At 69.1% G+C, this 19,525-nt stretch carries 22 protein-coding genes; 17 read left to right on the forward strand and 5 right to left on the reverse strand.

What is annotated here, in order from left to right:
* Positions 1–2 precede the first annotated feature (2 nt).
* The 16 genes from fliF to ASE72_RS06835 all read left to right on the forward strand — a co-directional run bounded on the left by fliF (position 3) and on the right by ASE72_RS06835 (position 14,145).
* A complete protein-coding gene (gene fliF, locus ASE72_RS06760) occupies positions 3–1,700 on the forward strand; it encodes a flagellar basal-body MS-ring/collar protein FliF (RefSeq protein ID WP_056018170.1) in 1,698 nt (565 codons plus the stop codon).
* The gene (fliG, locus tag ASE72_RS06765) at positions 1,700–2,704 is read left to right on the forward strand and encodes a flagellar motor switch protein FliG (protein WP_056018172.1); all 1,005 of its coding nucleotides are present in this window, start codon (positions 1,700–1,702) and stop codon (positions 2,702–2,704) included. Before fliF ends, fliG begins: the two co-directional genes overlap by 1 nt.
* Entirely contained in the window at positions 2,697–3,464 is a 768-nt protein-coding gene (locus ASE72_RS06770) for a FliH/SctL family protein (protein WP_056018174.1), read from the forward strand. The genes fliG and ASE72_RS06770 overlap by 8 nt, the downstream gene beginning before the upstream one ends.
* Positions 3,465–4,793: a FliI/YscN family ATPase gene (locus ASE72_RS06775; RefSeq protein ID WP_056018175.1), complete on the forward strand. Its 1,329-nt coding sequence runs from the start codon at positions 3,465–3,467 to the stop codon at positions 4,791–4,793.
* On the forward strand, positions 4,786–5,211 hold the full coding sequence (locus ASE72_RS06780; RefSeq protein ID WP_056018178.1) for a hypothetical protein: 426 nt from the start codon (positions 4,786–4,788) through the stop codon (positions 5,209–5,211). The genes ASE72_RS06775 and ASE72_RS06780 overlap by 8 nt, the downstream gene beginning before the upstream one ends.
* A gap of 34 nt (positions 5,212–5,245) precedes the next feature.
* Positions 5,246–6,922, forward strand: coding sequence for a flagellar hook-length control protein FliK (locus ASE72_RS06785; RefSeq protein ID WP_056018180.1), 1,677 nt, complete (start codon positions 5,246–5,248; stop codon positions 6,920–6,922).
* A 17-nt stretch (positions 6,923–6,939) separates the two neighbouring features.
* Positions 6,940–7,587: a flagellar basal body-associated FliL family protein gene (locus ASE72_RS06790; protein ID WP_056018182.1), complete on the forward strand. Its 648-nt coding sequence runs from the start codon at positions 6,940–6,942 to the stop codon at positions 7,585–7,587.
* 3 nt (positions 7,588–7,590) lie between these two features.
* Complete coding sequence (locus ASE72_RS06795) at positions 7,591–8,538, forward strand: flagellar motor switch protein FliM (RefSeq protein WP_056018184.1); 948 nt, start codon at positions 7,591–7,593, stop codon at positions 8,536–8,538.
* Positions 8,535–8,837 (forward strand): flagellar motor switch protein FliN, encoded by a 303-nt coding sequence (gene fliN, locus ASE72_RS06800; protein WP_056018186.1) that lies wholly within the window; start codon positions 8,535–8,537, stop codon positions 8,835–8,837. Before ASE72_RS06795 ends, fliN begins: the two co-directional genes overlap by 4 nt.
* A 4-nt stretch (positions 8,838–8,841) precedes the next feature.
* On the forward strand, positions 8,842–9,096 hold the full coding sequence (locus ASE72_RS06805) for a flagellar biosynthetic protein FliO (protein WP_031394023.1): 255 nt from the start codon (positions 8,842–8,844) through the stop codon (positions 9,094–9,096).
* Entirely contained in the window at positions 9,093–9,968 is an 876-nt protein-coding gene (gene fliP, locus ASE72_RS06810) for a flagellar type III secretion system pore protein FliP (RefSeq protein WP_056018188.1), read from the forward strand. The genes ASE72_RS06805 and fliP overlap by 4 nt, the downstream gene beginning before the upstream one ends.
* Positions 9,969–9,972: 4 nt before the next feature.
* Positions 9,973–10,242, forward strand: a complete 270-nt coding sequence (gene fliQ, locus ASE72_RS06815) for a flagellar biosynthesis protein FliQ (RefSeq protein WP_056018190.1) — start codon at positions 9,973–9,975, stop codon at positions 10,240–10,242.
* A 4-nt stretch (positions 10,243–10,246) separates the two neighbouring features.
* The gene (fliR, locus tag ASE72_RS06820; protein WP_056018192.1) at positions 10,247–11,020 is read left to right on the forward strand and encodes a flagellar biosynthetic protein FliR; all 774 of its coding nucleotides are present in this window, start codon (positions 10,247–10,249) and stop codon (positions 11,018–11,020) included.
* Complete coding sequence (flhB, locus tag ASE72_RS06825) at positions 11,020–12,159, forward strand: flagellar type III secretion system protein FlhB (protein WP_056018194.1); 1,140 nt, start codon at positions 11,020–11,022, stop codon at positions 12,157–12,159. The genes fliR and flhB overlap by 1 nt, the downstream gene beginning before the upstream one ends.
* 67 nt (positions 12,160–12,226) lie before the next feature.
* Entirely contained in the window at positions 12,227–13,753 is a 1,527-nt protein-coding gene (gene fliD, locus ASE72_RS06830) for a flagellar filament capping protein FliD (protein WP_056018197.1), read from the forward strand.
* Positions 13,753–14,145 carry a flagellar export chaperone FliS gene (locus tag ASE72_RS06835; protein ID WP_056018200.1) on the forward strand — a complete coding sequence of 131 codons (393 nt, stop codon included), beginning with the start codon at positions 13,753–13,755 and terminating at the stop codon, positions 14,143–14,145. Before fliD ends, ASE72_RS06835 begins: the two co-directional genes overlap by 1 nt.
* A gap of 3 nt (positions 14,146–14,148) precedes the next feature.
* Here ASE72_RS06835 and ASE72_RS06840 read toward each other — a convergent pair whose 3' ends face one another.
* The 5 genes from ASE72_RS06840 to argH are packed head-to-tail and all read right to left on the reverse strand — an operon-like array spanning position 14,149 to position 18,768.
* Positions 14,149–15,102 (reverse strand): CorA family divalent cation transporter, encoded by a 954-nt coding sequence (locus ASE72_RS06840; protein WP_056018202.1) that lies wholly within the window; start codon positions 15,100–15,102, stop codon positions 14,149–14,151.
* The gene (locus ASE72_RS06845) at positions 15,099–15,869 is read right to left on the reverse strand and encodes a precorrin-2 dehydrogenase/sirohydrochlorin ferrochelatase family protein (protein WP_056018204.1); all 771 of its coding nucleotides are present in this window, start codon (positions 15,867–15,869) and stop codon (positions 15,099–15,101) included. Before ASE72_RS06845 ends, ASE72_RS06840 begins: the two co-directional genes overlap by 4 nt.
* On the reverse strand, positions 15,866–17,128 hold the full coding sequence (lysA, locus tag ASE72_RS06850) for a diaminopimelate decarboxylase (protein ID WP_056018206.1): 1,263 nt from the start codon (positions 17,126–17,128) through the stop codon (positions 15,866–15,868). The genes ASE72_RS06845 and lysA overlap by 4 nt, the downstream gene beginning before the upstream one ends.
* Positions 17,129–17,140: 12 nt before the next feature.
* Entirely contained in the window at positions 17,141–17,404 is a 264-nt protein-coding gene (locus ASE72_RS06855; RefSeq protein WP_056018208.1) for a hypothetical protein, read from the reverse strand.
* Complete coding sequence (gene argH / locus ASE72_RS06860) at positions 17,401–18,768, reverse strand: argininosuccinate lyase (protein WP_082445883.1); 1,368 nt, start codon at positions 18,766–18,768, stop codon at positions 17,401–17,403. Before argH ends, ASE72_RS06855 begins: the two co-directional genes overlap by 4 nt.
* Positions 18,769–18,784: 16 nt before the next feature.
* Between argH and ASE72_RS06865 the strand changes: the two genes are divergently transcribed.
* A complete protein-coding gene (locus ASE72_RS06865) occupies positions 18,785–19,432 on the forward strand; it encodes a TlpA family protein disulfide reductase (protein ID WP_082445825.1) in 648 nt (215 codons plus the stop codon).
* Positions 19,433–19,525 lie beyond the last annotated feature (93 nt).

Here is a 19,525-nt window from a genome sequence, read left to right on the forward strand (position 1 = left end):
ATATGAGCACTGCCCTCATCCCCGCTTCGCCGGCCAATGGCTCGGGTCTTCCCGAGAAATTCGCTAACCCGCTCAACCAGATCAAGACCGCGTTTGCGCAGCCGGCCGTCCGCCGCTCGCTGCCGATGGTGCTGATGATCGGCCTGATCGCCGCTGCCGCGCTCGCGTGGATGACGCTGTCGTCGCCGACGCAGAAGACGCTGTTCACCAACCTGCCCGATGCCGACAAGGCTGCGGTCACGTCGGCGCTGTCGACCGCGAACATCAAGAGCCGGATCGACGATTCGACGGGTTCGCTGACGGTCGCCGAGGAGGACTATTCGCGCGCCCGGATGCTGCTCGCGGGTCAGGGCCTGCCCAAGGCGGCACCCGGCGGTTATGCGATCCTCGACCAGCTGCCGATGGGCGTCAGTCGCGCTGTCGAAGGCGAGCGGCTGCGCCAGGCGCGCGAATCCGAACTCGCACGCTCGATCCAGGAGATCGACGCGGTCGCCGAGGCGCGCGTCCATCTCGCCACGCCCGAAGCGTCGGTGTTCGTCCGCGACAACGCCGCGCCTTCGGCGTCGGTGATCCTCAAGCTGCAGGGCGGCCGGTCGCTGAGCGACGCGCAGGTCGCCTCGATCATCAACCTCGTCGCCTCGTCGGTGCCCGGCATGAAGCCCGATTCGGTGACGATCGTCGACCAGATGGGCGCACTGCTCACCAAGCCCGACGGCAGCGACGGCGTCGGTGCGGCAGGCGACAAGCGGATCGAGATCCAGCGCCGCATCGAGGACAAATATCGTGCGCAGCTGACCCAGTTGCTCACCCCGCTGGTCGGTGCGGGTAACTTCACCGCCGAGGTCCAGGCCGACGTCAATCTCGACGAGACGCAGGCGACGCGCGAAAGCTATGACAAGCAGGGCGTCCTGCGCGCCGAGACGGGCAACTGGACGGGCAACCAGAAGGACGGCGCCGCAACGCCGGGCGGGATTCCGGGGGCGCTGAGCAACACGCCGCCTCCTGCCAGCACGCTGCAGCAGCCACAGCCCGCAACCGGCAATCCCGGCACGCCGCAGCCCGTCGCCGGGGGCCCCGCGCCCGACGCAATGAAGCAGTCCGACCAGTATCAGCGCGCCTATGACCTGGGTCGCGAAGTGTCGGTGACGCGCGCGACGCCGGGCAGCGTCAAGCGCCTGTCGGTCGCGGTGCTGCTGCGCGATCCCGACAAGACGCGCCGCACCGCGATGGAGATCAACCAGATCACCGATCTCGTGAAGAGCGCGGTCGGCTTCGACCAGGGCCGCAACGACAACGTCACCGTGATCAGCCGCAAGTTCGCCGGCGCGGATGCCACGGCGGATGCCGGCCCCGCCTGGTACGACAATGCCTGGCTGCCGGTGCTGGCGCGCAACGGGACCGCGATCGTCATCGCGCTGCTCGTCCTGCTGCTCGGCGTACGGCCGATCGCCAAGGCGCTGATGAAAAAGCGCGAGGATGCCGCCCCGCGTCCGGCCTTTGGCCAGGCGATCGAGGGCGCCGACGGCGAGGCCGCCGAGGGGCTGGGCGGTCCGATCGTCGCCGCGCCGGTCAGCCTCGACCAGCTCGAGAGCACGCGCGGCTATGACCAGCGGATCGGCGCGGTTCGCGGCTTCACGCGCGACAACCCGACGCGCGCCGCGCTCGCCGTGCGCGACATGATCAAGGCGGACGCACGCTGATGGAGGCCCTGCGCACCTATACCGGCGTCGAACGCGCCGCCGTGCTGATGATGCTCGTCGGCGAGGAGGAAGCCGCGGCGATCCTCCAGAAGCTCGAGCCCGAGGAGGTCCGCCAGCTCGGCGCGGCGATGTTCAAGGTCGCCGACGTGTCCGAGCAGGAGGTCGAGACCGTGCTCGACGATTTCGTCGACCGCGCGCGCGAGCGCACCGCGATCGGGTTCGACCCGCGCCCGAAGATCGAGGCGGTGATGAACCGCGCGCTCGGCCCCGAAAAAGCCGAGAGCGTGCTCGCGCGGATCACGCCGGCCGAGGCGGCGTGCGAACTCGAACTGCTCGACTGGCTCGACGCGAGCGAGATCGCCGCGATGATCGAAAAGGAGCATCCGCAGATCGCCGCGGTGCTGATCGCCAATCTCGATGCATCGGTCGGTGGCCAGGTGCTCGAGCTGATGCCCGACGCGGTCCAGCCCGACATCCTCCACCGCATCGCGCGGCTCGGGCCGATCACCCCCGAGGCGGTCGACACGCTGCGCACGCTGCTCGCCAACCGCACCGGCACCGGGTCGAGCGGCCAGGGCGTGACGCTGGGCGGGACGCGCGAGGCGGCGAAGATCCTGTCGGGCGCACGCAAGGCGACCGAACAGCGCGTCATGCCCAAATTGTTCAAGATCGACCGCGACGTCGCCAAGGCGATCGAGGAGGCGATGTTCGTGTTCGACAACCTGCTCGAGCTCGACGACAAGAATCTGGGCACGCTGATCCGCAACGTCGATGGCGAGATCCTGACCAAGTCGCTCAAGGGCGTCGACGAGGCGGTGCGCAACCGTTTCCTCGGCTGCATGTCGGCGCGCGCCGCCGACGGCATCCGCGACGAGATGGAGGCGCGCGGGCCGATGAAGCTCGCCGAGGTGCTCGAAGCGCAGAAGGCGATGATCGCGATCGCGCGCGGGCTCGCTAAGGACGGCACGATCATGATGGGTGGAGGCGAGGACGACTATGTCTAGTTTCGTCGCCGGCTTTGCCGCCCGTCATGACAATGCGGCCCAGCTGCTCGCGAGCGCGTTTGCGCCGCCGATGGGGTTCGCCCCCGCCGACATCCGCGACCGCGCCGCGCCCTCGCCGCGTCGCGCGAGCGGTTTCGCGCCACAGGCCGCCACCCCGTCCGCACCTGTGCCCACCCCCACCGGCCCGAAGCATTTCAGTCCGGCCGACAAGGACAGCAACCCGACCGAGGGCTGGGATCCGCTCGATCCGGCCAGCGAGACCGAAAGCTTTCTCGATCCGCTCGCGGCGGCGCATGCCGCGGGCTATGCCGAGGGTCTCGCCGCCGCCGCGGCCGTGACGCAGGGCAATGCCGCGCGCGACCAGGCGCTGCTCGCCGGCCTCGCCGCCGCGCTCAACACCGACCGGGTCGACCGCGATCGCGTCGCGATGCAGCTGCGCCAGACCGTGCTGCTGCTCGTCGGCAAGCTGGTCGGCGAGATCGGCATCGCGCCCGACCTGCTCGCGGGGCGGATCGAGGCCGCGACCGATCTTCTCGCCGATTCGGCCGAGGCGGCGTTGCTGCGCGTCAATCCCGAGGATGTCGCGCTGATCGACGGCAAGCTCCCCAAGTCGATCTTCGCGGCGGGCGATGCGAGCGTCGCGCGCGGCAGTTTCGTGCTCGAAAGCGCGTCGACGATCGTCGAGGATGGCCCCGCCATGTGGCTCGACCAGCTGGCCAGCGCGATCGACCGCGTCGCCGTTCCCAAAAAGGCCGCCTGAGTGCTGAACCGCTTTACTGCCGACTATCTCGAAACGCTCGGCAATGCCGATTTCGTCGCCGCGCCCAAGGTCTCGGGCCGGCTCGCCTCGTTCGACGGGCTGTTGATGGAAGCGGTCGGCCTGACGCTTCCCGTCGGGACGGTGTGCACGGTGGGTGAGGGATCGGCCAGCGTCGAGGCCGAGGTGATCGGCTTTCGCAACGGCCGCACGCTGTTGATGAACCTCGGCGGCCCCGCCGCACTGCTGCCGCGCGCGCCGGTCAAGCCGATCGGTGCGCCGGGCGAGGCCGAGGTCGGCGCAGCGCTGCTCGGTCGCGTCGTCGACGGCGCGGGCAAGCCGATCGACGGGCTCGGCCCGATCCGCGGCGCCGGACGCTGGCCGATCGCGGGCAAGCTGCAATCGCCGCTCGACCGCGGCCGCGTGCGCACGCCGATGGACGTCGGCGTCCGCGCGATCAACGGGCTGCTGACGATCGGCCAGGGCCAGCGCGTCGGCATCATGGCGGGCTCGGGCGTCGGCAAGTCGGTGCTGCTCGGCATGATCGTCCGCGCCGCGCAGGCCGACGTGATCGTCATCGGCCTGATCGGCGAGCGCAGCCGCGAAGTCGCCGACTTCCTCGAGACCAAGGTCGCCGGCGCCGCGCGCGCGCGCTCGGTCGTCGTCGCGGTGCCCGCCAATCACTCGCCCGTGCTGCGCATCCGCGGCGCACTGCGCGCCACCGCGATCGCGGAAGGCTTTCGCGCCGAGGGCAAGCAGGTCCTGCTGATCATGGATTCGCTGACCCGCGTCGCGCATGCCGGCCGCGAGATCGGTCTCGCGCTCGGCGAGCCCGCCTCGGCGCGTGGCTATCCGCCGTCCGCCATCGCGATGCTGCCCAACCTGATCGAGCGTGCGGGCGTCGACGTCCACACCGGCGGGTCGATCACCGCGATCTACACCGTGCTCGCGGACGGCGACGACGGCAACGACCCGGTCGTCGATTCGGCGCGCTCGATCCTCGACGGGCATATCGTGCTGAGCCGCCAGCTTGCCGAGCGCGGAGTCTATCCCGCAATCGACATCGGCCCCTCGGTCAGCCGCGTGATGACCGACATCGCCGACGGCGCGCATGTCCGCGCCGCGCGCGTGCTGCGCCGCAATCTAGCGACCTACGAGGAGAATCGCGACCTCGTGCTGATGGGCGCCTATCGCGCGGGCGCCGACCCGGCGATCGACAATGCGATCGCGTGTCACGGCGCGATCATGGAATATATCCGCCAGGATGCGGACGAAAAGGTGTCGCTCGACGATGCCGTCGCGGAGCTGATCGGCGTGTTCGGCAATGGCTGATGCACGCGCGAAGACGCTCGCCCGGATCCACCGCGTCCGGACGCTCCAGCTCGGGCTGATCCGCGCGGACGAAGCACGCGCGCACGACAAGTTCGCGAGCGAATCGGCCTTGTCCGCGCGCATCTCGAGCCTCGCGGCCGCGGTCGCACCCACCCCCGAGGTCGCGGTCGCGGTTTCGCTCGGCGCGTCGGCGCACTACCGCGAACGTCTCCAGCAATCCGCCGATGCGGCGATCGAACGCGTCCGCTCCGCCGAATATCAGGTCGAGCGCGCGAGCGACGCGACGCGGTCCGCCAAGCGCGACCAGAGCGCGGTCGAAAAGCTCATCGTCCGCGCGCAGGCCGATGCCGCGCTCCGCGAACTCCGCGCGCTCGAAGACGCGCCCTCGGTCCGAAAGATCCGGCACGATCCTTGCTGAGCACGGTGCGAGACGTCCGCATCCGAGAGACCGCATGATCCAGCCCGCGCTAGTGTCCCTGCCGAGCATCACCCCCGCCGCCACGCCACGCACGGCGGGCAGCGATGGCGCGGGCGATTTCGGCGGGACGCTTGCGACGCTGCTGGGGTCCGGAACGGTGGACACCGCCATCCCCGGCATTGCCGCCCCGAGTAGCGCCGTTCTGGCCAGCACCGTCGCTTCACCGGTGATCGATGACGTCACCCGGCAGCCCGCCGCCGTAACCGGCAAGGCCTTGCCGGTCACGGGGCCGGTGGTCGAGACACGCGCGCTGCCGATGTTGCCCGAACACGCCGCGATCGCACCGATCGGCGTCACGTCCCCGACAGCCGCTATCATCGTCGCAACGCCGCTGCCTGTAACGCCGCTGCCTGCGGGGCTACGTGCGAGATCGCTATCCGCTCCGGATCTCCTGCCCCAGGAGCCGTCGGCAGTCGACGACGCAAGCGATGCGCTGCTGACTCCACGTCCCGCCCCACAGCCCCCCGCGAGCCCGGCGCCGACTCCGACCGGGCAGGCGATGCTTCCACGTCGGGCTGCACGGCTCAGCGTGCCAGGCGACGACCGCCCGGACGTGCCGGCAGAGACGGAGGACGCGGACGACGCCGGGACACCCGCGCCGCCGCTCGCCACGCAAGAGGCCATCCCGGCGGTTCCGCTGGTCCCCGCGGTCCTTATCCCGGTCCCGGTCGCGGTCGCGGACAATGACGCGATGCCGCGCGCCGGCGACGGACCGGGCAACATCCCGGGCGCGGTGGCTGGCGCCTCTGTGGCCATTGCTGCACCTGTTCCGCTTGCGAACCGCGACCCAAGCATTGCGCAGTCCCCGATGGGCGACACCCGGCCGCCCGATGCCGTCATCCCGACGGCGACCTCGAACGCAGTCCCCTCGCCCCTGCCCACCTCGACACCAGCGGGGACACCGGAGCGATACGGCTTCGCGCACCTCCATGGTCTCGTCGAATCGCGCATCGATGTTGGCGGCGCTCCACTGCAAGCGGCGCCCGCCCCCGACCTTCCGCCGCGATGGTCGACACAGGACACGGCCCCGTCGAGAACCGTCGTCGCGCAGCAGCCGCTTACGCTGGCCGTACAGCCCCAGCCCGGTACCGTCGCATCGGCGGCGCATGTGTTCGGCGCAGCGATCCAGGCGGCGGCGCATGGTCGCGACGAGCCGGCGGATACGCCAGCGATCGGCCCCCTCGCCGCACCGGCGGCAACGCCCGCGATCGCGTCGATCGCGCCTTCCGATCCGCAGGCGCCGCTCGACATGCGCCACGAGCGTTGGCCGACCGCGATGATCGAGCGGATCGAGGTGCTGCGCGATGCGGCGAATGCGACCGATACGCGGATCCGGCTGATCCCCGATGCGCTGGGCGCGATCGACGTGTCGGTGCGCAAGGACGGCGACACGCTCCACGTCCACTTCAACGCCGAGCAGGCCGCGACGCGGACCCTGTTGCAGGATGCGCAGCCGCGACTCGCCGAACTCGCGGACGCGCGCGGGCTGAAGCTTTCGCACGGCGCCGTCGAGACCGGCGCGGGCACCGGTCAGCACCAGCAGCGCGCCGCGACCCCGCAGCCGCAGCAGCAGCAGCCCTCCGCGCCCGCGCGGCGGCCGCGCGCCGATGGCGGCGCCGACATCGATTCCACCGACACACGACTCGCGTGAACTGAAGGACCCCGCTGATGAGCGACACGACTGACACCCCCGCCGCGGCCGACGCGAAGGGCAAGAAGAAGGGCAAGCTGGGCAAGATGCTGATCGGTGGCGTCGCGCTGCTGGTGCTCGTCGGCGGCGGCGTCGGCGCGGGCGTCTATGCGTCCAGCGCCGGGCTGATCGGTGGCGGGCACGGCGCTGCGGCCGACGACGGCAAGCCCAAGCTGGTTCCGAAAAGCGAGCAGAAGCCCGCGTCCGCCGAGGGCGAGAGCGAAGGCGGCGGTCATGGCGGCGGCGAGGACGAGGCCCCGGCGGACGATCACGGCATGGCCACGCCCAAGGGCGGCGGCGGCGATCGTTATGCGTCGACCTACTTTGCGATGGAGAAGGAATTCACCTCCAACCTCCAGGACTCGTCGCATTTCGTCCAGGTCGGCGTCGCGGTGTCGACGCCGTACGACAAGACCGTGATCGAGCATCTCAAGACCAACGAGATTGCAGTGCGTTCGGCAATCCTGATGACGCTCGGCGAGGCGACCGAGGAACAGGTCTTCACCGCCGACGGTAAACGCCGTCTGCAGAAGCAGCTGGCCAAATCGATCAACGACACGCTCACGCAGAAGGAAGGATTCGGAGGGATCGGTAACGTTTACTTTACCAGTTTTGTTGTTCAGTGACTCATGGTTAACGCCCCACCACCAACGAAGCGCGAGCGGCGCGAGCGGGATCGACCCGAGGTCGCGCATCACGGTGTGCTGGGGTCGACCAAGCTCAATCCGTTCGGCGATCTGCACACGCTCCAGCACCTGTCGGCGCGGTTCGCGCGCGCGATCCGCGGCGTGTTCGAGCCGCTGTTGCGCCAGGAAGTCCGCAGCTGGGCCGAACCGCTCGTCGTGCAGCGCTTTGCCGATTACCGCGCCGAACGCGCCGAGGGACTGGTCGCCTGGTTGCCGCTGGTGATGACCCCGGGCGCCGCGCAGGCGCTGTGCGTGATGGACGGCCGGTTCGTGCTCGAACTGCTCGACCTGTTCTTCGGTGGCACCGGGTCGGTTGCGCCCGTGTTGCCCGCGGAGTTCTCGCCCGCGGGCGAGGCGATGATCGCGCGCATCGGCCAGATGATCGCGACCCCGCTCAAGACCGCCTGGGAGCCGATGGCGCGGTTCGACTTCACGCCGATGCGCGTCGAGACGAACCCGGCGATGATCGCCGATCTCGACGGCGAGGACGCGATGATCGTCACGCGCTTCGGGATCGCGGCGGGGGCAGGCAAACCCGTGTTCCTCGACCTCGTCTATCCGGTCACCGCGCTCAAGCCGCACGCGCCGTCGCTCACCACCAAGGTGCTCGGCAAGACCGCCGAGCCCGATCCGGCGTGGCGCAACGAGTTGACGCGCGCGGCGATGAACATCCGCTTTCCGATCCGCTCGGTGCTCGCCGAACCCGTCGTGTCGCTCCAGATGCTGATGGACCTCAAACCCGGCGACGTGATCCCGATCACGATCTCGGGCGACGTCCCCGTGATGGTCGGCAACGACCGGCTCGGCTGCGGCACGGTCGGCACGTCCAACGGCTTCGCGGCCATCCAGCTCACCTCCATTACCCGTATCGACGAAGGATTCGCAGCATGACCGACATGGCCGGTACTTTTCCGGTCGACGCCGCCGTGGCCGCCAATTTCAGGCTGCTGCAGGACGTCGATGTGAAGCTGACCGTCGAGATCGGCTCGACCAGCCTGACGCTGCGCGAACTGCTCGCGCTGAGCGAGAGCAGCGTGATCGAGCTCGATCGCCAGGCCAACGAGCTGCTCGACGTGTTCGTCAACGGCACGCTGATCGGGCGCGGCGAAGTCGTCACCGTCGGCGAACGCTTCGGCGTGCGGATGACCGAGCTGGTCAATCCCGACAAGTCGCTCGCGGCGCGCGGCTGATCCGATGCTCTGGTCCTATATCCTGAAACTCGTCATTCTCCTGCCGCTCGTCTGCGGGCTGATGGTCGGCTGCCTGCTGCTGTGGCGCAAGTTCGAGAGCCGGATGCCCGGCAAGCCGACGTCGCGGCTGATCGGCGTCAAGGAAACGATGATGATCTCGCCGGGCCTGCGGCTCGCGGTGATCGATTTCGAGGGCCGCCGGCTGCTCGTCTCGGTCGGCCGCGGCGGCGTGCACCTGATCGACAAGGTCGACGCATGAGCCTGACCGTCACGCGCAAGGGGTCGGGCCCGGCGCTGTTCACGCCGTTGCAGGCCAGGACGCGGTCGCGTGGCGCCGCGTGGCTGTGGGTCGGCCTCGCGCTGCTGGTCGCGCTGTTCCTCGCGATGCCCGCCTTCGCGCAGGCGGTTCCGGCCCCCGCCAGCCCCGCGGTCGGCGACGCGGTCGACCGCGCGCTCGGCCAGCTCGGCGGACAGGCGGCGGGCAATAGCGGGCAGAGCGGCTCGCTGTCGCTGTCGCTGCAGGTCCTCATCATCATGGGGCTGCTCACGGTCCTGCCGGGCATCCTGCTGATGATGACCAGCTTCACGCGGATCATCATCGTCCTGGCGATCCTGCGCCAGGCGCTCGGGCTGCAGCAGACGCCGCCCAACCAGGTGCTGCTCGGCCTGTCGCTCTTCCTCAGCTTCTTCATCATGGCGCCGACGATCACCCAGATCAACACGACCGCGATCCAGCCCTATGCCGCGGGCCAGCTCGCGGGCACGCAGATGATCACGACCGCGGGCGTCCCGCTCCACGCGTTCATGGTCAAGCAGACGCGGATCAAGGACGTCACGATGTTCGCCGAGATGGCGAAGTCGGGCCCCTATGCCTCACCGCGCGACATCCCCTTCTCGGTCCTGCTGCCGGCGTTCGTCACCTCGGAGCTCAAGACCGCGTTCCAGATCGGCTTCCTGATCTTCCTGCCGTTCATCGTCATCGACCTCGTCGTCGCGACCGTGCTGATGTCGCTCGGCATGGCGATGCTGTCGCCCACGATCATCTCGATGCCGTTCAAGCTGCTGCTGTTCGTGCTCGTCGACGGCTGGGCGCTGACAATGGGCAGCCTTGCCAACTCGTTCGCGACCTGACCCGGTGGACGCGCAATATTTCCTGACCATCGCCAACCAGACGATGTGGGTGCTGGCGCTCGCCAGCGCGCCGATCCTGATCCCGGCGCTGCTCGCGGGGTTGATCCTCGGCATGATCCAGGCGGCGACGTCGATCAACGAGCAGACGCTGTCGTTCGTCCCCAAGCTGATCGTCGTCGCGGTGTCGATCATGATCTTCGGCAGCCTCATCCTCGGGCTGTTGAGCGACTTCACCGTCAGCATCTTCGAACGCATTCCCGATCTGGTGAAATAGGCAGATGCTGGGCTTCGGCCTCTCGATCGAGCCGCAGCTCTGGGCGCTGATCTTCGTGATGGTGCGGATCGGCGCGACGTTCATCGCGGCGCCGGTGTTCGGCAACGTGTCGGTGCCCGTCACGGTGCGCGTCACGCTGTCGGGCGCGATCGGCTTTCTCGTGCTCGCCGCGCACCCGATCCAGCCACCCGCGCAGATCTTCGCGACGTCGACCGTGCTCGCGGTCGCGGCCGAAGCGCTGGTCGGGCTCGCGCTCGGCTTCGTGCTGCAGATCGCGTTTGCCGCGCCGGTGATCGCCGCCGAGATCATCGGCGGGTCGATGGGTCTGGGTTTCGCCTCGTCGGTCGATCCGCAGAACGGCCGGTCGAGCCCCGCGCTCGGCCAGTTCTTCTCGATCATGCTGACCCTGCTGTTCCTGTCGATGGACGGCCATCTCGTGCTCGTCGAGATGCTCGTCAAAAGCTATGACGTGATGCCGCCCGGCGCCGCGTGGCTGGGCGTCGACCGGTTGCGCGGAATCGCGTTCTTCGGCGGCTATGCGTTTCTCGCCGGGCTGCTGCTCGCGCTGCCGGTCGGCTTCCTGCTGCTGTGCCTCAACATCGTCGTCGGGATGATCAGCCGCGCAGCGCCCGCGCTCAATCTGTTCTCGGTCGGCCTCCCCGCCAGCCTCGCGGTCGGCGTCGTCGCGCTCGCGGTCGGCTTCCCGGCGATGGGCGACTATATGGTCGTGATCATCCGCGAAGGCCTCGAAGCCACGCAGAGCCTGGTGCTCGGCTGATGGCGGACGAATTCGGCGAAAAGACAGAAAGCCCGACCGAAAAGCGCAAGAAGGATGCGGTCGAGAAGGGCGACATCCTCCGATCGCGCGACTTCGCCACCGCGCTCAGCATGCTCGCGGGCGTCGCCTGGCTGATCTATGCCGGCCCCTCGCTGATCGCCGCGTGCAAGGCGGTGATGGCGTCGAGCTTCCAGTTCGGGCGGGCCGACGTCGAGGATTTCTCGCCCTGGCGCCCGCTGCAGGAGGCGGGGTGGAAGCTTGCGCCCTCGCTCGTCACGCTGTTCGTGGTCAGCCTCGTCGCCGCGGTGCTAAGCCAGGCGGGGCTCGGCTCGCTCGGCTTCAACGGCAAGCTGCTCGCGCCCAAGTTCACGCGCATCAACCCCGCCTCGGGGCTCAAGCGGATCTTCGGTCCGACCGGCTGGATCGAACTCGGCAAGTCGCTGCTCAAGGTCGGCTTGCTCGGCACGATCGGCGGCTGGATGCTGTGGCAGGCGTCGCACACGACGATGGGGCTCGCCTCGTCCGCCGATCTCAACCAGGCGCTGACGACGCTTGGCGGGACCTTCTCGTCGATCCTGATCGCGATGGCGTTCGGGCTCGTCGCGATCGCCGGGATCGACGTGCCGATCCAGATCATCCGCCGCCTTGGCAAGATGCGCATGTCGAAACAGGAGGTGAAGGACGAGCACAAGGAGAGCGAGGGCAATCCCGAGGCCAAGGGCCAGCAGCGCGCGAAGATGCGCGCGATGGCGAGCGGCAACATGCGCAAGGCGGTCGGCGAGGCGCATGTCATCCTGACCAACCCGACGCATTTCGCGGTCGCGCTGCGCTATGATCGCGGCAAGGACCAGGTGCCCGTCGTCGTCGCCAAGGGCCGCGGCGCGACCGCGCTGGCGATCCGCGAACTCGCCGCGGAAAGCCGCGTACCCGTGCTCGAATATCCGCTGCTCGCGCGTGCGGTCTATTACACGAGCAAGGAGAACCAGGAGGTTCGCGACGACCTGTACATGGCGATCGCCACCGTCCTCGCCTTCGTGTTCGGGCTGAACGCCGCGGCAGGCGGCACGCCGATGCCGCAGCCCGCGATCACCGTGCCGCTCGATGCGCGCTTCGACGAAAACGGCGTGAAACTTTCCTAAAGATCCGGCGGCCGCGGTCGTTACCTCTTTCGAGCGCGCGAGAATTACGGGTGCAAGGATTACCGGCATGGCCATTTCGACGACGAGCAGCACCGCGACGCCGACCCCGGCGGTAACGCCGACGCCGACCGCGGCGAGCGTGACGAAGAACGCGGCGCAGTCGCTGCTGACCTCGCTCAACGCTGGCTCGGGGATCGACACCGCCAGCCTGGTGCCCTCGCTGGTCGAGGCGCAGTTCGCGGCCAAGACCGCGCAGCTGACCGCCAAGTCGAACACCATCACCACGCAAATTTCGGGCCTGAGTGCGCTCAAAAGCGCGATCTCGGGATTCGCATCGGCCTATTCGGCGCTGGTCAAGGGCGGCACGCTCACCAGCCAGCCGACCAGTTCGAACGCCGCGCTCGGCGTGAGTGCGCTGGCCGGCGCCAAGGTTGCGGGGCTGTCGTCGACGATCTCGGTCAACCAGCTCGCCGGCGCGCAGACGATCCGCACCACGGCGACCGGGGTCGACCGGACCGACAAGATCGGCACGGGCAAGTTCACGCTGCAGTTCGGTACGGCCAGCTACGTCGAGAGCACGGTTGACGATACGAAACGCACCGACATCAAGAGCTTCACCCCTGCTGGCCAAGCCGTGGAAATTTCGGTGGACGGCGCCGATCTGGACGGCGTTGCCGCCGCGATCAACGCAAAGGGCGCAGGGATCACCGCATCGGTCGTGACGGATGCGAATGGCGATGCATTCCTGTCGATCAAGGGACCGACCGGCGCGTCACAGGCGTTCACGCTTACTGCGACCGAAGACTCCGACCCTGGCCTTGCAGCCTATAATATTGGTCCCGGCGCAACGAACACCAGCGTCACCGCGACCGCGCAGAATGCCAGGCTGACCGTCGACGGGATCGCCGTCGAGCGCGCGAGCAACACGATCAACAACCTCGTCCCCGGCGTGAAGCTCCAGCTCAACACCGTCTCGGACAAACCCGTCACGCTCGGCAGCACGACCCCGACCGCGGCGTTGTCGCAGGCGATGTCGGACATCGTCGAGACGTATAACGAGGTGCTGTCGACGCTCACCGAACAGACCAACCCGATGACCGGCGTCCTTCGCGGCGACACCGCCGCGCAGTCGCTGCTGCGATCGCTCAAAACGCTGACGCTGACGCCGTTGTCGACCAGCGCGACCGCAGGTGCCCCGACGACGCTCGCCCAGATCGGCGTAGCGACCAACCGCGACGGCACGCTGCGGCTCGACTCGGCGGCGCTGTCGAGCGCGTTGCTGACCAATGCGGGCGCGATCGAGACGATGCTGAACGGTTCGGCAGACGGCAAGGCGGGGCTTGGCGCGGTGCTCGCATCGTTCGCCGCCGCCGCGACCAGCACGACGACGGGGCTCGGCGCTTCGCAGACGCGCTACACCGCGGCACAGAGCGCGATCCTCGACGCCAAGGCCAAGATCGCGGATCAGTCGGATGCGATGACGACCCGCCTGACGCAGCAATTCTCGAGCATGAATTCGCGCGTCTCGTCTTACAAGTCGATCCAGACCTTCCTCACCAACCAGATCGCGGCGTGGAACAAGAGCGACTCGTGATGTACGCGACGACCCTCACGCGCGATCCATTCGCCACCTATCGCCAGATCGACGCGGTCGGCCGTACGACGACCGACGGACCGGGGTTGGTCCAGCTGCTCTACAAGGAACTCGTCGCGGCCCTGCGCGCGGCCGCCTGGGCATCCGACAACCGCCAATATGCGACCAAGAGCGACCGGGTGACGCGCGCGACCGCGATCCTGTTCGCGCTCGAGGCGGGGCTCGACTTCGAACGCGGCGGCGCGGTGTCGGAAACGCTCGCGCGGCTCTATGCCGGCGCGCGCAGGACGATCGTCGATGCCTCGCTCGGACAGGACGGCACGGTGTTCCGCACGACCGCGGACACGCTCGACGAGATCGCGCAGGCTTGGCGGACCGCCAGCGCCGCCTGACCGCTACCGATCGAACCAGTGCCGCTGGACGAAGTACAGCACGATCCCCACCGCGATCAGCGTCGAGGCCCCCGCGATCGCATCGAACGCCCAGGGCTCCTCGGCAAAGGGCAGCCCCTTCACGTTCATCCCGTACAACCCGGTCAGGAACGTCAGCGGCAGGAACACCATCGCCGCGACCGAGATGATCAGCGAGCGATTGTCGATCTGCTCCGCGCGCAGGTCAGTCAGCGCCTCGTGCGTCAGCGCCGACCGCTCCCGGATCGATTCGAGTTCCTCCGCCATCCGCGCCGCACGGTCCGCCGCCGCCGCGAGATGCAGCCGGTCGTCGTCGCGCAGCCAGTCGCCCGGCAGCGCGGCCAGCTTCTCGAGCGCGGCGCGCTGCGGGTTGAGAAACCGGCGATAGCCGATCGCGGCGACGCGGACCTGGCTCACCGTCCGGCGAAGCGCGAACACGTGCTTGGCATCCAGCCGCTCCTCGCAATCGTCGAGTTCGTCGCCGAGCGCGGCGACCTCGGGGTCGAGATCGGTGGTGATCGCGGTCGCGAACGCGGTGATCAGGTCGCCCGGATCGCGCACGCGTCCCGCCTCGACTTCCTGTTCGACCAACGGAATTGCGACCAGCGGCTTGCGCGTCAGCGAATAGACGCGCCCCTTGACCACCCAGATGCGCAGCGACGCGAGCAGATCGGACGAATCCATCTCCTCGCGCGTCCGCCCGCGAAGGTTGAGGAACGCGCCTTCACCGACAGCCTCGCACCGTGGCCGCGTCTCGGTCGCGGTCAGCGCGTCGATGACGTACGTCTCGAGCTTGGCCTCGTCGCGCAGCCATGCCTGCGCCTCCTCCTCGTTGGTCGACAGATGCACCCAGACCAGATCACCGCTCGCATCCGGCGCCTCTTCGACGGGGATCCGCGACGCGACGCCGTCGCTGACCTTGAACCCGAAACCGCTCAACCACCCATCTCCACATCGACGACCAGCCCTGGTCCCGTCCCGCTCGGCGCCGCATCGCACGCGATCCGCGCGGCATCGGCACGCGCGCGGTCGAGGATCGCGGGCGGCACGTCGGCGCGGTGATAGACGCGGTCCGCACTCGCAAGCGCGCGCGCCTGGCGCAGCGTCAGGTCGTCGGGATCGGGCGACGCGAGCGACATCCGCACCAGCGTTCCGTCCTGCACCGCTCCGCCGTCGAGCCAGCCGGCGACGTCGCGCGATGGCCCGAGCGGATCGAGCACGCCGCCGGGGGCCAGCGCGTCGGCCAGCGCACGTCGCCGTGCGCCGCCGTCGGGAAACCGAGCGCGCATCGCGCCCCGCGCCTTTTGCAGCGCGCTGGCCAGCCCGCCCAGATCCGCCGGCACCAGCGCCTCGAGCCGCTGCCGCAACGCCGCCGCCAGCCCGGCCGATGCACCGCCCGTACCGATCGCGATCAGCACGGGCTCACGGTCGACGATCGCGGGCAGCGTGAAGTCGCAATGCGCCGACCGGTCGACCGCGTTCACCAGCACGCCGCGTGCCTTCAGTCGCGCAACCGCCGCCAGCGCCTCCGCCTCGTCGTCGATCGCGACGATCGCGAGCGCCGCGACCGCGGCTTCGTCGGTGACGACCTGCGCGCCGGCACGGTCGAGCAGCCGGCGTTTGGCATCCGCCGCCTCGCCTTCGCCGAGCAATATGACCGGGCGGCCCGCCAGCCGCACGAACAGCGGCAGGCTGTGCAGGCTCACCGCTTGAGCCATTCGGGCACGCGCTCGGCGGCCAGGATCGTCTCGGGCTCGATCCGGTCGGCGACCACCGCGAACCGGTCGCCATCGACCAGCACCTCGGGCACCAGCGCGCGGCTGTTATAGGTCGACGCCATCGTCGCGCCGTACGCGCCCGCGGTGCGGAACACGCCCAGATCGCCTGACTTCACGACGTCGATGTCGCGCCCCATCGCGAAGGTGTCACCCGTCTCGCACACCGGCCCGGCGATGTTCGCGGTCATCCGCTCGCCGCCGGGCTCGACCGCGACGAAGTCGTGATAGGCATCATACATCGCGACGCGCGCGAGGTCGTTCATCGCCGCATCGACGATCACATAGGGATTGGTGACGCCCGGCTTCACCCAGATGACCTTGGTCAGCAATACGCCCGCATTGCCCGCGATCACGCGCCCCGGCTCGAACATCAATTCGACGTCCCAGCCCGCGGTCGCGCGCGCCACCATCGCGCCATAGTCGGCCGGGCTCGGCAGCACGTCGTCGGGCCTGTACGGCACGCCGAGCCCACCGCCCAGATCGACCCGGCTGATCACATGGCCTGCCGCGCGCAGCTCGGCGACGAGTGCGCCGATCCGCGCATAGGCCGCCTCGAGCGGGGCGAGATCGGCAAGCTGGCTGCCGATATGGATCGCCACCCCGCGCAGGTCGAGCCCGTCATGCCGCGCCAGCCGGTCGAACATCGCCGGCGCCTGGTCGATCGGCACGCCGAACTTGTTCTCCTTGCGCCCGGTCGAGATCTTCGCGTGCGTGCCGGCATCGACGTCGGGGTTCACGCGCAGCACCGCCGGCGCGCGGATCCCGCGATCGCGCGCGAGTGCGGCGAGCACCTCGCCCTCCTCCTCGAGCTCGAGGTTGAACTGGCCAATCCCGGCATCGAGTGCGCGGGCGAGCTCGTCGCGGGTCTTGCCCACGCCCGAAAACACGATGTCCGACGCGAGGATGCCCGCGGCGAGCGCGCGTGCCATCTCGCCCGCCGACACCACGTCCGCGCCGTAACCCTCGTCGGCGAGCACGCGCAGCACCGCGACGTTCGGATTGGCCTTGATCGCATAGGCCAGATGCACGCGCCCCGCGCCCTTCAGCGCGTCGCGGAACACCTGCGCATGACGGCGGAACGTCGCGGTCGAATAGACATAGACGGGGGTCCCGACCGCCTCGGCGATCGCGGGCAGCGCGACGTCCTCGACATGGAGAACGCCGTCGCGATAGTGGAAATGGTCCATGCTTGCTTACAATCAGTTTGGCGGCGGCAGGTTGAATTCGTCGCTGCGCCGTTCGCGCGAATTCGTCAGCAACTCGTCGCTGCGCTCGGGGCGCTGCTGCGTCGTCGGCGTCAGCAATGCAGCAGGCGTCGGCGTGGTCTTGGCGCCATAGGGTGCCACGGGGAGCGATTTGCCGGGTTGGGGCTCAAGCCCGTCGGCGGCACCGCAGCCCGACAGCGTCAGACCGGCGAGCGACAACGCGACGGTCAGGCGGGCGGTGAGGGGCAGGCGCGTCATTCGCTCGTCTCCCGTGCGGCGCGGATCGCGGCGCGTACATTGGCGGGCGCGGTGCCGCCGAAGCTCGTCCGGCTCGCGACGGACGCGTCGACCGACAACACGCCATAGACGCGATCGTCGATCCGCGTGTCGATCGCCTTCAGGTCCTCGATCGACAGCGCATCGAGCGCGATCCCCAGATCCTCCGCGCGTTTCACCGCACGCCCGGTCACATGGTGCGCCTCGCGGAACGGCAGCCCCGCCTCGCGCACCAGCCAGTCGGCGAGATCGGTCGCGGTCGCAAACCCCGCCTCGGCCACCGCGCGCATCCGCTCGGTCCGGAACGTCGCGCTCTCGACCATCCCGGTCATCGCCGCGATCGACAGCGCGAGCAGGTCGTGCGCCTCGAACACGGGCGGCTTGTCGTCCTGCATGTCCTTCGAATAGGCGAGCGGCAGCCCCTTCATCGTCACCATCAGCGCGGTCATGCACCCCATGATCCGCCCCGAATGGCCGCGCACGAGCTCGGCGGCGTCGGGATTGCGCTTCTGCGGCATGATCGAGCTGCCCGTCGACCACTGATCGCTGAGCGCGACGAAGCCGAAGGGCTGCGACGCCCAGAGCACGAACTCCTCCGCCAGCCGCGACAGGTGCAGCGCGCACTGCGTGGCGGCGACCAGATAGTCGAGCGCGAAGTCGCGGTCGCTCACCCCGTCGAGCGAATTGGTCATCGGACCGTCGAACCCGAGCGCGCGCGCGGTCATCTCGCGGTCGATCGGGAACCCCGTCCCCGCCAAGGCCGCGGAGCCGAGCGGCGAGCGGTTCATCCGCACGCGCGCATCGGCGAAGCGGCTGACGTCGCGCGCGATCATCGCGTGATACGCCATCAGGTGATGGCCGAGCGTCACCGGCTGTGCGGATTGCAGATGCGTGAACCCCGGCATGACGCTCGCGGCATGCTCCTCGGCGCGCACGAGCAACGCCGCCTGGAAGCCGCCAAGCGCCGCAAGCACCTGATCGATCGCATCGCGGACCCAGAGCCGGAAATCGGTCGCAACCTGGTCGTTGCGCGACCGCGCGGTGTGCAGACGCCCCGCGACCGGACCGATCGCCTCGGCCAGCCGCGCCTCGGTCTGCATGTGGATATCCTCGAGCACGAGATCCTCGACGACGCCGTTGGCGGCATAGTCCGCCGCGACGCGGTCGAGTCCCGCAGCGATCGTCGCGGCGTCCTCAGCCGACACGATACCGCGTGCGCCGAGCATCGCGACATGCGCCTTGGAGCCGGCGATATCCTGCTTCCACAGTCGCTTGTCGAAGGGGATCGAGGCGTTTATCTCCCGCATGACCGCGGCCGGACCCTCGGCGAAGCGTCCACCCCACATCGCATTGGAGCCGTCCATGTCCTCCCCTTCTCTGCTCTCACGGGCGTCGATCGTCTGTCTCCTGGGTAGCGCAATGCTGGTCGCGGGCTGCGATAGGAAATCGCCGGCTCCGGAGCAAGCAAACGCGGCAGGGTCCGCCGTCGGCCCCGCTGCTGGCAACACCGCGACATCGGACGAAGTCGCCCCCTCGCCCGACGAAGCGACCGGCACCCCCGCCGCCCCGGTCGAGAAGATCGACCGCAGCCACAAGGGCGAGACGGGGCCGGCGATCAGCTTCACCGCCCCCGATGGCAAGGCCGTCACGCTCGCCAGCTTCAAGGGCAAGCCGCTGCTGCTCAACCTCTGGGCAACCTGGTGCGCACCCTGCGTCGCCGAGATGCCGACGCTCGACGCGGTCGCGGGCAGCCTGAAGGGCAAGGTGCAGGTCGTCGCGGTCAGCCAGGATCTGCAGGGTGCGGAGAAGGTCACGCCGTTCTTCGCGCAAAAGGCGTTCACGACGCTCCAGCCCTATCTTGATACAAAGGCTGCGCTCAGCATCGCGTATCAGGCGAACCTGCCGACCACGATCCTGTACGATTCGGATGGGCGCGAAGTCTGGCGGATGCTGGGCGGCTATGAATGGAACACACCCGCCGCGGCAAAGCTGATCGCCGAGGCGCGCTGAACGCCCCGCACGACGACGCGCCGCTTCGGAGCGAAAGCTGGAGCGGCGCGGCGTCGGCGGCGTGATCCTGCCCTGTCATCCTGCGGGGTCCTT

Source organism: Sphingomonas sp. Leaf20, from assembly GCF_001421535.1.
GTDB lineage: Bacteria > Pseudomonadota > Alphaproteobacteria > Sphingomonadales > Sphingomonadaceae > Sphingomonas.